This is a genomic window from Nocardia aurantia, assembly GCF_009604425.1.
Taxonomy (GTDB): Bacteria; Actinomycetota; Actinomycetes; order Mycobacteriales; family Mycobacteriaceae; genus Nocardia; species Nocardia aurantia.
The window spans coordinates 73986-87469 of sequence record NZ_WEGI01000004.1 but is presented as its reverse complement, the minus strand read 5'-3'; the positions used below and the strand labels follow the sequence as shown (position 1 = coordinate 87469).

General features: G+C 70.7%; 10 protein-coding genes and 1 tRNA gene. 5 read left to right on the top strand and 6 right to left on the bottom strand.

All coding sequences use genetic code 11. The annotated features are described in order from the left end of the window. Nucleotides 1-79 precede the first annotated feature (79 nt). Nucleotides 80-1189, bottom strand: a complete 1110-nt coding sequence (locus NRB56_RS09720) for an alpha/beta hydrolase (protein WP_153340639.1) — start codon at nucleotides 1187-1189, stop codon at nucleotides 80-82. A gap of 289 nt (nucleotides 1190-1478) precedes the next feature. Between NRB56_RS09720 and NRB56_RS09715 the strand changes: the two genes are divergently transcribed. Continuing rightward, the gene (locus NRB56_RS09715; protein ID WP_153340637.1) at nucleotides 1479-1763 is read left to right on the top strand and encodes a hypothetical protein; all 285 of its coding nucleotides are present in this window, start codon (nucleotides 1479-1481) and stop codon (nucleotides 1761-1763) included. 66 nt (nucleotides 1764-1829) lie between these two features. Here the strand turns inward: NRB56_RS09715 and NRB56_RS09710 are convergent, their stop codons facing one another. Further along, nucleotides 1830-4064 (bottom strand): ArnT family glycosyltransferase, encoded by a 2235-nt coding sequence (locus NRB56_RS09710; protein ID WP_153340635.1) that lies wholly within the window; start codon nucleotides 4062-4064, stop codon nucleotides 1830-1832. 155 nt (nucleotides 4065-4219) lie between these two features. On the opposite strand from NRB56_RS09710, the gene NRB56_RS09705 reads away from it, so the two are divergent. Next, a tRNA-Gly gene (locus NRB56_RS09705) sits at nucleotides 4220-4292 on the top strand. Nucleotides 4293-4354: 62 nt separating this feature from the next. On the opposite strand, the gene NRB56_RS40450 is transcribed toward NRB56_RS09705, so the two are convergent. The 3 genes from NRB56_RS40450 to NRB56_RS09690 form a co-directional block, all read right to left on the bottom strand. Next, nucleotides 4355-6682, bottom strand: a complete 2328-nt coding sequence (locus tag NRB56_RS40450) for an ArnT family glycosyltransferase (protein ID WP_406603454.1) — start codon at nucleotides 6680-6682, stop codon at nucleotides 4355-4357. A gap of 76 nt (nucleotides 6683-6758) precedes the next feature. Continuing rightward, entirely contained in the window at nucleotides 6759-8198 is a 1440-nt protein-coding gene (locus NRB56_RS40445; protein ID WP_153341241.1) for a sensor histidine kinase, read from the bottom strand. 760 nt (nucleotides 8199-8958) lie between these two features. Continuing rightward, entirely contained in the window at nucleotides 8959-9720 is a 762-nt protein-coding gene (locus NRB56_RS09690) for a response regulator transcription factor (RefSeq protein ID WP_153340633.1), read from the bottom strand. Nucleotides 9721-9942: 222 nt separating this feature from the next. On the opposite strand from NRB56_RS09690, the gene NRB56_RS09680 reads away from it, so the two are divergent. The 3 genes from NRB56_RS09680 (at nucleotide 9943) to NRB56_RS09670 (ending at nucleotide 12061) form a co-directional block, all read left to right on the top strand. Next, nucleotides 9943-10779: a hypothetical protein gene (locus NRB56_RS09680; RefSeq protein WP_194290789.1), complete on the top strand. Its 837-nt coding sequence runs from the start codon at nucleotides 9943-9945 to the stop codon at nucleotides 10777-10779. A 249-nt stretch (nucleotides 10780-11028) separates the two neighbouring features. Beyond that, nucleotides 11029-11661, top strand: coding sequence for a Uma2 family endonuclease (locus NRB56_RS09675; RefSeq protein WP_153340629.1), 633 nt, complete (start codon nucleotides 11029-11031; stop codon nucleotides 11659-11661). A 160-nt stretch (nucleotides 11662-11821) separates the two neighbouring features. Further along, on the top strand, nucleotides 11822-12061 hold the full coding sequence (locus NRB56_RS09670; RefSeq protein WP_153340627.1) for a hypothetical protein: 240 nt from the start codon (nucleotides 11822-11824) through the stop codon (nucleotides 12059-12061). Nucleotides 12062-12208: 147 nt separating this feature from the next. On the opposite strand, the gene NRB56_RS09665 is transcribed toward NRB56_RS09670, so the two are convergent. Next, nucleotides 12209-13366, bottom strand: a complete 1158-nt coding sequence (locus NRB56_RS09665; RefSeq protein WP_153340625.1) for an ROK family transcriptional regulator — start codon at nucleotides 13364-13366, stop codon at nucleotides 12209-12211. Nucleotides 13367-13484 lie beyond the last annotated feature (118 nt).

Sequence of the window (13484 nt, the reverse complement as noted above, 5' to 3'; positions counted from 1 at the left end):
GTTCGAATAGGGAGATTTCGCAACCGCCCGCCCCACCGGATGGTGAGACGGGCGGATGCGCCGACGAGACGACGGCGGGCTAGCCGATGTTGGCGGACAGATCCGGAATCATCCGGTTGACCTCGTTCGCCCAATTGTTCCACTCGTGGATGCCCGCGGCCGGGAAGTCGTAGGTGACGTTCCCGCCGCCGAGGGTGTTCATCCGCACCTGGAACGCGCGGGTGTTCACCAGCGCCAGCGCCTCCAGGCCCATGCCGTTGACGGTGTTCAGGTTCGGGCCGTCACCGGCCGCGGGCAGGCCGCTGGCCGCCGACACCCACAGCCGGGTACCGTTGTTGATCAACTGCGGCGCGAAGACGAACGGATCCATCCGCAGCCACTTCTTGTCCCACGGCGGCGCCATCGAGTCGACGTTGTATCCGCCGGCGTCGACCATCGCGACCCGGATCGCGTCCCGCATACCCGGCGCCGACAGGTTGAGATAGCCGGAGAACGAGCCGGCGTAGCTGAACTGGTCCGGGTGGTAGGCGGCCAGCGTCAGCGCCGCACTGCCGCCCATCGACAGGCCGAAGATGCCGTTACGGCTCGCCGCGAAGCCGAGCCGGTCCCGCAGCGCGTTGCGCAGGTCCTGGGTGAGGAAGGTTTCCCACTTGTAGGTGTAGGACTTGCCCGGGCCGGTGTTGGACAGCACCTGCAGGCCGCCGGAACCGGAGGCCGACCCCGAGGAGGAGCCGTTGCCCGAACCACCGGACGAACCGCTGCTGGAACCGGTGCCGAGGATGCTGCTCGGCGCGTTCCAGTCGGTGTAGAAACTGGACTCACCGCCGATCGGCATGACGACATTGATGTTCGCGGCGGTCAGCGAGCGGGCGATCTCGGTGTTGATCTCCCAGCCGCTCAGATCCTCCCGGGCTCGCATACCGTCGAGCGCGTAGACCACGCGGCTGGTGTTGCCGTCCGCGGCCCGGAACACGCGGGACTTGATCGGGCCCATCGCGGAATCCACGTAGAAGTCGAAGCCGTCCGGGTCCAGGGCCGCCGCGGCGGTGCCCGCGCCGATCAGGGCGGTGCCCGAACCGACCAGCGCGGTGGTCACCGGTATCAGCATCGCCAGCACCGCCGCGCACACCCAGGCTCGCAATCCCGGGGCGGTCCGCCGCCGGGAGGAGTCGAAATTCCCCATCTGCATCCGTTCGTCGACCTTTCACTTCAACACGCCGCGGCTGACACTCCGGAGGCGGAAAAATCGACCCGTGCGGTGTGACGTTCTGGACGCACCGGCGGAACGAGCCTCGACCGGCACTCTCTGGCAAGTATTCGGCAATCGAGGCTTTTCCGTTACCTTTTTGTGACGCAGATCGCTACGCCGACCATCACCCCTTCGGCGAGTCGATGTGCATCTGCCGCTCGGATCGGCACAATCGGCACCTAGCTCATACGTAGCTGTGAAGGTCCTACCGACGAAGAGGAGCGTGTGCATGAAGGTGAAGTCGACGCTTGCCCGGACCGTCCTGGCCGGTGGTGTGACGATCGCGGCCCTGGGGATGGGGGCGGGCATCGCCGTCGCCGAGCCGGAGCAGTCGTCCCCCGGCCAGCAGGACCAGCAGAGCCAGCAGGCGCAGCAGGGGCAGTCGCAGCAGCAGGGCCAGCAGGGGCAGCAAGCCCAGCCGCAGCAGCCGGGCCAGCAGGGCCAGCAGCTGCCGCAGAGCCAGCAGCAGCACGGGTTCTCGCTGTTCGGCACCTGGATTCCGCTGCCCTTCTGATCTCTTCCGCACGACCGTGAGGCCCGGGGCCCCTTCGGAACCCCGGGCCTCGCGTCGTCCGGCCGATCAGGAGATCGGCGCGGTCAGGTCGTAGACCGTACTGCCGCCGACCGTGGTCGCCGCGTAGTGCTGCTGCACCCACGCCGTGATCTCCGATCCGACACCCGAGCCACCGCTGGGGCCCATACCGCCGCCCGCGACGAAGTAGTGGACATCGCCGTCGGCCACGTATTGCTGAAACTGTGCCAGCGTCGGCGACTGGTCGCTGCCGGTGAATCCGCCGATCGCCATGACCGAGGCGCCGGTGTTCAGTTCCAAACCGGCCGCGGACTGGGCACTGATGGTGGCGGCGGCCCAGCGGAACTCACCGGAATCTCTCAGCAATTGCTGAACCGCGGCGTTGTCGCTGCCGCCGCCCGGCCCACCCCGCGCCGCGTCCCCGCCCTCGCCGGCCGCAGCCGCACCGGTTCCCGAACCGCCGCTCGCCGGTTTTCCGGCCGAACCGGTGGCCGAACCACCGCCCGCCGGTCCGCCGGCCGAACCGGTCACCGAACCACCGCCCGCCGGTCCGCCGGCCGAACCGGTCACCGAACCACCGCCGGCCTGTCCGCCGACCGATCCGGTCACCGAACCACCGCCGGCCTGTCCGCCGACCGATCCGGCCGAGCCCGAACCGGCCGCCCCATCCGCCGTGCCCAAAGCGCCGGAGCCCGAACCGCCGGTCGAGCCGTCCGGGGCGGCGGCACCCGGTGCGCCACCGCCGGTACCGCCGCCGGGTCCACCGAAGCCGTGCCCGGTACTCGGCCCCGACGACGGCATCGAACCCGTGTGCACGGTCGCCACCGTCTCGATCGTGTAGGCGGTCGACCCCGCCAGCCCGAACAGCAGTCCAGCCGCGGCCACGACCACCGTCAGGCGGCCGAGTTGATGCAGGCCGACCACGGTCACGGCGGCGACCACGATCGCACCGATCAGCACGATCCAGCGCAGCGCCGGATACCAGTCCGGGGTGCGGTCCAGCAGCACATAATTCCAGATCCCGGTGGCAGCGAGCATCCCGCCGAGAACTGCGCGCGCGCCGAGAGTGCCACGGCCCCGCCACAATTCGGTCAGGCAGATACCCAGCACCGCGGCGATGGCCGGTGCCAGCGCGACCGTGTAGTAGGGGTGCATCGTGCCCTGCATGTAGCTGAACACCACCAGGGTCACGACCAGCCAGCCGCCCCACAGCACCAGCGCGGCGCGGGTCCGTCCGGTGCGCGGGTCACGCCGGGTGAACCACAGCCCCGCCACCAGGCCGATCAGCGCGGCGGGCAGCAGCCAGGAGATCTCGGTGCCGATCTGCTCGGCGAACAGCCGGGTCACACCGGTGCTGCCGCCGAAACTGCCGCCGCCACCGCCACCACCGCCGTGGTTGCCCGAGCCGCCGAACACGCGCCCGAGTCCGTTGTAGTCCATCGCCAGTTCCCACAGGCTGTTGCTGGTCGACCCGCCGATGTAGGGCCGGGACGCCGACGGCCAGAGCTCGACCAGCGCGACGAACCAGCCACCGGACACCACCAGCGCGACCACCGCACCCGCCAGGGCGAACACCCGTCGCCACAGTCCGATCGGCGCGGCGAGCAGGAACACCAGCCCGAACGCCGGCAGTACCAGGAACGCCTGCATCATCTTCGCCAGGAAGCCGAACCCGAGCGCGGCACCGGTCAATGCGAGCCAGCGGCCGCTGCCGGTCTCGGTGGCCCGTACGGTGCAGTAGGCGGCGGCGCACAGCAGGAACACCAGCAGCGCGTCCGGGTTGTTGAACCGGAACATCAACGCCGCCACCGGTGTCAGCGCCAGTACGCTACCGGCCAGCAAGCCCGCGGCGGGACCGTTCCAGCGGCGCACCGTCGCATACACCAGCGCGACCGAGGCCACACCCATCAGCGCCTCGGGCAACAGCATGGAGAAGGAACCGAAGCCGAACAGCCGTCCGGACAGGCCCATCACCCACAGCGACGCGGGCGGCTTGTCGACGGTGATCGAGTTGCCGGCGTCCAGCGCACCGAACAGCAGCGCCTTCCAGCTCTTGGTGCCGGCCTGCACCGCCGCCGCGTAATAGTCGTTGCCCCAACCGTTTCGGCTGAGACCGACCAGATACAGTGTCGCGGTCGCGACCAGCAGGCCCAGCAGCGAGGGCCGGGCCCAGCGCGGCCGATCGGGTGGTCCGTAGAACCATCGGTTGCGCGGCCGGGCCGGTCGCGGTGGTGTCGGATCGGCGGGATGGGCCCGCCGCACGGGGGTTTCGATGAGCGTCATGTCAGGTCCTCTCCTGCGTTGACTCCATCGTCGGTGCCGCGCGTACGGACCGGATTTGTCTACGCCGAGAGTTCGCTGGGAACCGCGCGACCTGGGGATTCGCAGTTTCACGCGACGGTGGGATATTGTTCCTTCTCGTTGCCGGACGGCAACGTGCGGATGTAGCGCAGTTGGTAGCGCATCACCTTGCCAAGGTGAGGGTCGCGGGTTCGAATCCCGTCATCCGCTCATACACATGACGGCCCCGGAAGCTCAATGCTTCCGGGGCCGTTCGTGTTTCGCTCGGCGGGTCAGGAACCCGGGGTGAGGTCGTAGACCGTGACGCCGTCGATCGTCTGCGCGGTGAAGTTGGCCTTCACCCAGGCGGCGATCTCCGTCGACGCGGTACTGCCGCCGCTGTTCGCGCCGCGCATACCACCCATCGTCGATCCGTCGATGTAGTAGTGAATCTTGTGCTGCGCCACGTACTCCCGGAACCGATCCAGGGTTGGGGCGGGGTCGGTGGCGTTGTATCCGCCGATGGCCATCACCGGATCACGGGTCGCCAGCTGATAGGTCGCGGCATTGTTGGAGCCGACCGCGGCGGCGACCCAGGTGTAATCGCCCGCATTCGCCGTCAGCGCCGCGACCACCTGCGCACTCGCCTTGTCGGAGCCGAACATTCCGCCCATCGGGCCGCCGCCGAAGCCACCGCCGCCACCGTTGCCCGCGGCACCGGTCGTCCCGCCATTGCCCGCGGCACCGGCCGTACCGCCAGTGCCCGCGGCACCAGTCGTACCGCCGTTCGCCGTCGCACCGGATCCCGGAATGCCTGGGCCCGCAGCAGTATTCGGTCCGCCCGGGGCGCCACCGGCTGCTGCACCGAATCGCGGATCACCTTGTCCCGCACCGGAACTCGCGGCGCCCGACCCGGTACCGGAACCTGTGCCGCCCGACCCGGTACCGGAACCCGTACCACCCGAACCGGTACCGGAACCCGTACCACCCGGCCCGGTACCGGGACCTGTGCCGCCCGGTCCCGTACCGGCACCCGCCGCACCCGGCCCGGCGGTACCGGGCTGTCCCGGCGCGCCGCCGCTGTTGCGCGAACCACCGAAAGCCTTGCCGGAGTTGCCGTCCCGATTGCCACCATCGGGCGGACCGTGCCGCCCGCCGAAGCCGGAACCACCCGGACCGGCCGACGGGATCGGACCGCCGTGGGTCGTCGCCGCCGTCGCGATCGAGTAGGCCGCCGGTCCGGCCAGCGCCGCGGCGACGGCCAGCAGGGTCGCGACGGTCGCCAGCGTCCGCGGCAGCCGGCCGACGAACAGCACCGCCACCGCCGCGACGACACCCGCCACAGTCACCACCGGCACCAGCCACGAATTCCATTGCGGGGTACGGCGCAACAGCACGTCGGCCAGTACCACCGTCACCACCAGGGTGCCCGACAACACCGCGGTCGCCCGAATATCGTTGCGGCGCTGCCACATCAGGCTAGCGCCGATACCGACCGCGCCGCCGACCGCCGGCGCCAGCGCGACGGTGTAGTACGGATGCAGAATCCCGTTGGCGTAGCTGAAGACCGCGCCGGTGACGACCAGCCAGCCCAGCCACAGCACCAGCGCCGCCCGCGCGGGGTCGGTGCGCGGCGCCCTGCGCAGCACCCACAACCCGGCCACGGTCAGGATCAGCGCCGCCGGGATCAACCAGGCGATGTCGCCACCCATCTCGTCGCCGAACAGCCGGTCCCAGCCGACGTCGAAGTTGGTGTTGCCCAGCCCGCCGGTCTCGTTGCCGGTGATCCGGCCGACACCGTTGTAGCCCAGCGCGAGTTCGAGCACGCTGTTGTGCTGGGAGCCGCCGATGTAGGGCCGTGAACTCGCGGGCCACAGCGCCACCAGCGCCAGATACCAGCCCGCCGACACGACCAGCGTGAGCAGCGCGGTCGCCGAGCGCCACAGCCGCTTACCCCAGCCACCTTGTGCCGCAAGCAGATACGCGACGGCGAAGGCCGGCAGCACCAGGAACGCCTGCATCATCTTGGCCAGGAAACCGAAGCCGATCGCGACCCCGGCCAGCGGCAACCACCATGCGGCGGCGTCCTTTTCGATCGCCCGCAGCACGCAGTAGGCCGCCACGGTGAGCATCAGCACGAGCAGCGAGTCGGGATTGTCGTAGCGGAACATCAACGCGGCCACCGGCGTCACGGCCAGTACCGCGCCCGCGAGCAGCCCGGCGCCGTGGCCGCCGACCCGCCGCACCGCGGCGTACAGGACCGCCACCGTCGCGACACCCTCCAGCGCCTGCGGTACCAGCAGACTCCACGCGTTGAATCCGAACAGGCGCGCGGAGAGATCCATCACCCACAGCGCGCCGGGCGTCTTGTCCACGGTGATCGCGCCGGCCGCGTCACTCGAGCCGAACAGCATCGCCTTCCAGCTCGACGACCCGGCCTGCACGGCCGCGGCGTAGAACTGATTGGCCCAGCCGCCGGCGCCGAGATCCCACAGGTACAGTGCCGCGGTCGCCAGGAGCAGGGCGCCGAGCGACAGCCGCCGCCACACCGTCGTCCGATCCCGCACCGGCCGCGGCGACCGGCCGGGCGGAGCCACAGGTTCCAATACAGTCGTCGTCACATCCACGATCCTGCTGACGATTCGTGCCACCCGGCTGCGCCGAAGCTGTGCGTTCCCTGGGAGCAGGGCCGCGCGATCAGTTCGTTTCCGGCGCTGCCGCTCGTCCGGGCAACCGGACCGTGAAGGCCGTGGCGCCGGGCACGCTGTCGACGGCGATGGTCCCGCCGTGCGCCTTCACCACCGCCGCGACGATCGCCAGCCCCAGCCCGGTGCTGCCGGCCTGCCGCGACCGCGACGAGTCACCCCGGGCGAAACGCTCGAACACCTCCGGTTGCAGGTGCGCCGGGATGCCCGGCCCGTCGTCGCAGACCCGCCAGACCGCTCCCTCGCCCGCGAAGTCCAGCGACACCGTGACCGTGGTGCCGGGCGGTGTGTGCACGCGCGCGTTGGTGAGCAGATTCGACAGCACCTGATGCAGGCGGGCGCCGTCGCCGGCCACCACCACCGGCTCGTCGGGCAGGTCCAGGTCCCAGCGATGCTCGCGACCGGCGATGTGGGCATCGCTGATGGCGTCGACGGTGAGCTGCGAGAGGTCCACCGGACCCTGCTCCAGCGACCGGCCGGAATCCAGACGGGCCAGCAGCAACATGTCCTCGACCAGCGCCGACATCCGCCGGGCGGCGGCATCGACCCGGGCCATCGCGTCCGCGGCCTGTGCCGACATGTCGTGCCGATCCCGTTGTGCCAGTTCGGTATAGCCGCGAATGGCGGCCAGCGGGGTGCGCAGTTCGTGGCTGGCGTCGGCGAGGAACTGCCGGACCCGGGTCTCACTGGCGTGCCGCGACGACAGCGCGTCGGCGATGTGATCGAGCATCCGGTTCACCGCGGCGCCGAGCCGGCCGACCTCGGTGGCCGGGTCGGCGTCGCCACTGGGCACCCGCACCGGCAGCGCCACCTCGCCGCGGTCCAGCCGCAGGTCCGCGACCTTCGAGGCGGTCACCGCGACCCGGCTCAGCGGATTCAGCGACCGGCTGATCAGCCACACGCCGAGGGTGATCGAGATGCTCAGGGCGACCGCGGTGACGACCACCGTCACCAGCAGCGCGCGCATCAGGATCGCGTCCACACCCGCCATCGGCAGGCCGGTGACGACCACCGTGCCGTCCCAGGTGGGATCGGCGATGACCCGGTAGCGACCGGCGCCGTCGAGGCCGACGGTCATCGGCACGCTGTCGGCCGGCACCTCCGCGAGCTGCCGTTTCGCCAGTGCGGACAGGTCGCTCTGGGTGCCGTCGACGCTGATGCGGCCGGCCGCGGTCACGATGCCGTGGTTGACGATCGCGCCCACCGAACCGGATTGGATGCCACCGCGGTGCAGGAACGACGGACCCGAATTCCCGGTCCGCTGCGGCGGATTCGCGGGCTGCGGATCCGGGGACACCTGGGCCGGCACGGTCCGCGCCGGGGCGAGCGAATCGGCGATGATCCCCCGCATACCGCCGCCCGGCATGCCGTGGCCGCCGCCCGGCACGGATCCGAATCCACCGGGCCCGATTCCCGGTCCAGGGCTGGGCATGCCCGGACCGTTCCCGGTACCGGCGCCGGAGCCGTTCCCCGAACCACCGTTCCCCGACCCACCGTTTCCGGAACCACCGTTCCCCGACCCACCATTACCGGGCCCACCATCGCCGGAACCACCATCGCCGGAACCACCGTGGCCGGAGCTGCCATCGCCGGAACCACCGTGGCCGGAGCTGCCATCGCCCGAGCCACCGTGGCCGGAGCTGCCATCGCCCGAGCCACCGTGGCCGGAGTTGCCGTCGCCGGAACCATCACCGCCGCCGGAACCGTCGCCGGATCCCCCACCGCCCGGATGCGCATTCCCCGGCGGCGGCGCGGTCGCCCGATCGCCGGACCCGCCGCCCGGCGGACCCGGTGGCAGCGGCCGGCCGTCGTCATAACCCCCGACCACCGGCGGCGGTTGCCGGATCACCCCGCCCGGCGGCGGCGCCTCCGAACTCTCCGCGGCATCCGGTCCCGGTGCCGCGGACGAGGCCGGCGGAGTCGCCGCGGTCTGTGTCTCGGCGGCCGGGACCGGCGGCCAAGGCAGCACACTGGGCCGCGGTCCCAGCCGGGGACCGCCGCCCACATCCATCAGCGACGGGTTCTGCAGGTCGTACAGCTGCATGTCGAGTTGATGAACGAGGAACTGCTGCAACGCGATCTCGGTCACCGCGCCGACCCCGGTCACCACGGCGACCAGCAGCAGTACCTGCCCGATCAGCAGGCGCAGCCGCAGCGACCACGGCCGCCAGAGCCGGAAGCGGCGCGTGACCTCAGCCGGCCGGCTTGAGCACATAGCCGGATCCGCGCAGTGTGTGGATCATCGGCTCGCGGCCGTTGTCGATCTTCTTGCGTAGGTAGGACACGTACAGCTCCACGATGTTGGACCGGCCGCCGAAGTCGTAGCTCCACACCCGGTCCAGGATCTGGGCCTTGCTCAGCACCCGCTTCGGGTTGCGCATGAAGAATCGCAGCAGTTCGAACTCGGTGGAGGTGAGCTGGATCGGCTCACCGTCACGGGTCACCTCGTGACTGTCCTCGTCCAGCACCAGATCGCCGACCATCAACTGGGCGCCGGCGTCGCGGCCGCTGATACCGGTCCGCCGTAACAACGCCCGCAGCCGCAGGACGACCTCCTCGATGCTGAACGGCTTGGTGACATAGTCGTCGCCGCCCGCGGTCAGCCCGGCGATGCGGTCCTCGACCGAATCCTTCGCGGTGAGCAGGAGCACCGGCAGATGCGGAATGTGCTTGCGCAGCCGCAACAACACGTCGAGACCGGTCATGTCGGGCAGCATGACGTCCAGCACCACGACGTCCGGCCGCAGGTCCCGGGCCTTGGAGATCGCCGATCGCCCGTCACCCGCGCTCGCGGACTCCCAGCCCTCGTACCGCAACGCCATGCACAGCATCTCCGCCAGCATGGGCTCGTCGTCGACGACCAGCACGCTGATCGGGCTACCGTCGGCGCGGCGCATCACGGTTCGTTCGGTCTGGGTATTGGCACTGCTCGTAGGCACCGGGACATCCTTCATCGGAGAGCTCGGTGCCAGCTTGGCCGCACCTGTGCGCAACCTGTGAAACGCCTGGTGGTGACATCGGGCCTCGTCACAGGATGCCACAGCCACAGCGAACCCCCAGTCACGCACAGTCAACCCGGACGGCCCGCACAGCACCCGCAGAGCTTCGCCACCCACGGTGGGACCGAGCGCGGCCGCCGACGCCGCGACGATCCCGCAACCGAGGAGCACACGAGCATGACCCACCCTCCGGCACCGCCGTCCGGCCCCGAACCGCAGCCCGGCACACCCGAATACGCCTACCGGCAGCAGCCGACCGAGCCGATCGCCGCCCCACCGGGTCAGCAGACCTGGGGCACCCCGCAACCGGCGGCCTCGCCGTGGACCACGAAGAAATCCCTGGCCGCCGTCGGCATCGCGGCCGTCATCGCCGCGGGCGGCGCGGGCGTCATCTACGCCGCCTCCGGCCACTCGAACACCGAGCACGGTCCCGGCGGCGGCCCCGGTATCGCCATGAACGGCGGCCCCGGCGGCCAGTCCCAGCAGGGGCAGCAGGGTACCGGCGGCCAGTCCGAACCCGGCCGCGCCGGAACCGCCCCCGCCGCAGCCCTGCACGGCCAGTTCGTGATCGCCGAAGGCAGCACCTACGTGACCGAGACGACCCAGCTCGGCACGGTCACGGCGGTCTCCGCGGAGTCGATCACCGCCAAGAGCGCCGACGACTACACCCAGACCTACACCATCACCGCGTCCACCACCGGCGCCTCAGCGGTGAAGGTCGGCGACACCGTCCGCATCCTGGGCACCGGCGCCGGCGGCACCTCGACCGCCACCACGATCACCGAGGGAACCGGAACCGGAAGCACCGGAGGCGGATTCGGCGCCGGCCGGCGCGGACCGGGTGGTTCGGGCGGAACCGGAGCCCTGGCCGACCCCGGCACCCAGGCGGACGGCCGAGGCGGCCCCGGCTTCGGCGGCCCCGGCGGCCGAAACGGCAGCGGCCCACATCAATTCGGCGGCACCGACGGCAACGCTCCGGCCCTCCCGCCGGGCGCTCCGCCCGCCGCCGGTTGATCCGACTCGGATGATCGACCGGCGTAACGCGTACCACGCGATACGCCGGTCGGCCCACTCCGCAATCGGAGGTCCGGCCGCGGCTCGAGCCATTCGGCAGCACCGAAGACAACGAGCGACTCTCTCATTCGTGCCCGCCGGCCACAGGCCGATCCTGGTCGACAACCGAGCGCTGTGCCACCCGGCACGGAGCGGTACTTCGACCCTGAGCAGCGTGGTCGAGGACCGGCCGACGATTACCATGGTCGCATGGTGAACCCGAATCCCGCTGTGGCACAGTTCGAATGCTCGACCGAACGCACGAGGGAATCGCAGGACATCACCGGCCGATCGGCGGGGCGGGCTGTCCGAGTTCGTCCTGACGACACCGAACGTCGCCGTTACGCGGCCGCGCTACGCGAAGCCCTGCACCGCTGCGCCGACCGGAGCACACCGGAAAGCGGCGGATGCCGCTTCGTCGTCGCGGCCGGAAAGACGATCGCGCTCGGCGCGGAAGGGTCGGACTTCATCGACCCGGACTTCCTGGTCCATCTTCCCGGCGACCGACGGGACGCACCCGTCCTGGACACCGATGTCCAGTTGGCCGGCGAAGTAATTCCGTTCCCCGACGGTCCCTACGATTTCGAATTCGCCAAGGCGTACTACGCCTGCTCGGGAATCCCTTGGTACTGGGAGGTTTTGACCGAGCGCACGCCGGCGCGCATTGCGACCGTCCGGGCCTACGCCCTGGAGATCGGACACGGCGTGCTGGCGGACGGCGTGTCTCCCGTACGACCGGCGAACTATCTGGTCGCCGGAGAATGGCACAGCTCCGACACCGACGGCATCGCGATCGGCTTCCCGTTCCCCATCGAAATCTCGTGGGCCGAGCTGGAATTCTGAACCGGCGGGCACTGCTCGATCAGCGGACTCTCAGCCGCACATAACCGTTGCACAGGTTGTACCAATCGCGGGCCGACATCCCGCCGAGAGACTCGATTTCGCCGGTCGACAGTGGTTGTCCGGTGGATTCGGACCTGGTCCGACCTAGGAGAGGACGTATATGGCTATCAAGGCGAAGCTGGTGAAGACCGCCGTCGCCGGTGGTGTGTTGCTCAGCGCGCTGGGCTTCGGCGCGGCCGTGGCGAACGCCGATCCCGGTCCGGGTGGACCGCCCCCGCAGGGGCAGTGCGGGCCGCCGCCCGGTGACCAGCAGGGTCCGCCGCCCGGCGCCCCGCAGGGTCCGCCGCCGGGTGATCCCCAAGGGCCGCCGCCGGGCTGCCCACCGCCGCCCGGACAGTAGCCGGTCCGCGAACAGCCCTGCGCCGACGTGGTGCGGGGCTGTTGGCCGGTCTGCGACTCGGCGGCCGGATACCGCTGTGGCGCAATGGATCCCGTGAGCCCCTGCGCCGGCGCGGGGATCCCGGTCCACCGGGCGAGTCCGGAACCTTCAGACCGCACTGAGCACGCCCTCGAACGCCGCCTCCGCCGCGCCGAGCAGTTTGAGATCCGCGCCGAGACTGGACTTCTCGATCCGGATGCCGCCGATCGCCCGGCTGATCATGCTGCGCCGGTGGACCTCCCGCTCGGCGAGGGTCAGCACCGGGCCGGGCAGGGTGGTGAACAGATCGCCGAGGACCACCAGTTCCGGGCCCAGGATGTTGACCACGTTGACCAGTCCCAGGATCAGCCACTCGACGTATTCGCCGAGCCGGCCGGCCGGATCGGAATCCCGTTGCAGGCGGCGCATTTCCGCGACGATCGCACCGCGCGGGGCCATCGGGTCCAGGCCGAGGGCGCGGCGCAGCGCCGCCTCGCCGACCTCGGTCTCCCAGCAGCCCTCGTTGCCGCAGTGGCACATTCGGCCGCCGGGATGCACGGTCATGTGCCCGATCTCGCCGAGATAACCGGCCGAACCGCGCAGCAGCCCGCCCTGGGCGATGATGCCGCCGCCGACCCCGACATCGGCGGAGACGAACACCGCGTCGGAGGCGCCGCGGCCGACCCCGCGCACATACTCTGCCAGCGCGCCGAATTCGGCGTCGTTGCCCACCACCACCGGTATCCCGAGCGCGGTGCCCATCCGCTCGCCGAACGGCACCTCGGTCCAGCCCAGATTCGACGCGTCGTGCACCAGCCCGTCGCCGCGGCGCACCACGCCCGGCACCGAGATGCCCGCCGCGACCGGGCGCACTCCCAGATCGCTGACCAGCAGGGCGGCCGATTCGGCGACGTGCGTCACGACCTCCTCCGGATTCCGTTGCCGCCCATGCAGATTCCAGCTGTTGCGGCCGAGGATCTGGCCGCCGAGTCCGACCAGCGCGACCGCGGCGTGCTCCACCTGGACGTCCACGGCGAGCACCACCACGGCCTGGGCCTGCGGCAGCACCAGCAGCGAGGGCCGGCCCGCGCCCTGCGCCAGCCGCGGCACCCGTTCCTCCACCACGCCGTCGGTGGCCAAGCCGTCGACGAGCATCTTGATCGTCGATCGGTTCAGCCCCAATTCCGTTGCCAGGGCAGCGCGCGTCGCCGGGCCACCCACGTGCAGCAGACGCAGCAGGCTGGCCCGGTTGAATCGGCGTACCTCGTCCGGACGGGCGACGGTCATGGCCTCATCAATAGCACTGCAGGCCCCTCACCTCGCCACCCGCCGTCACCACGACCATCGGGCGCGCGACGCCCCGGCGGTCCGTCCGGCCGAAAGTACAACCGGGACAGGGCCGCCG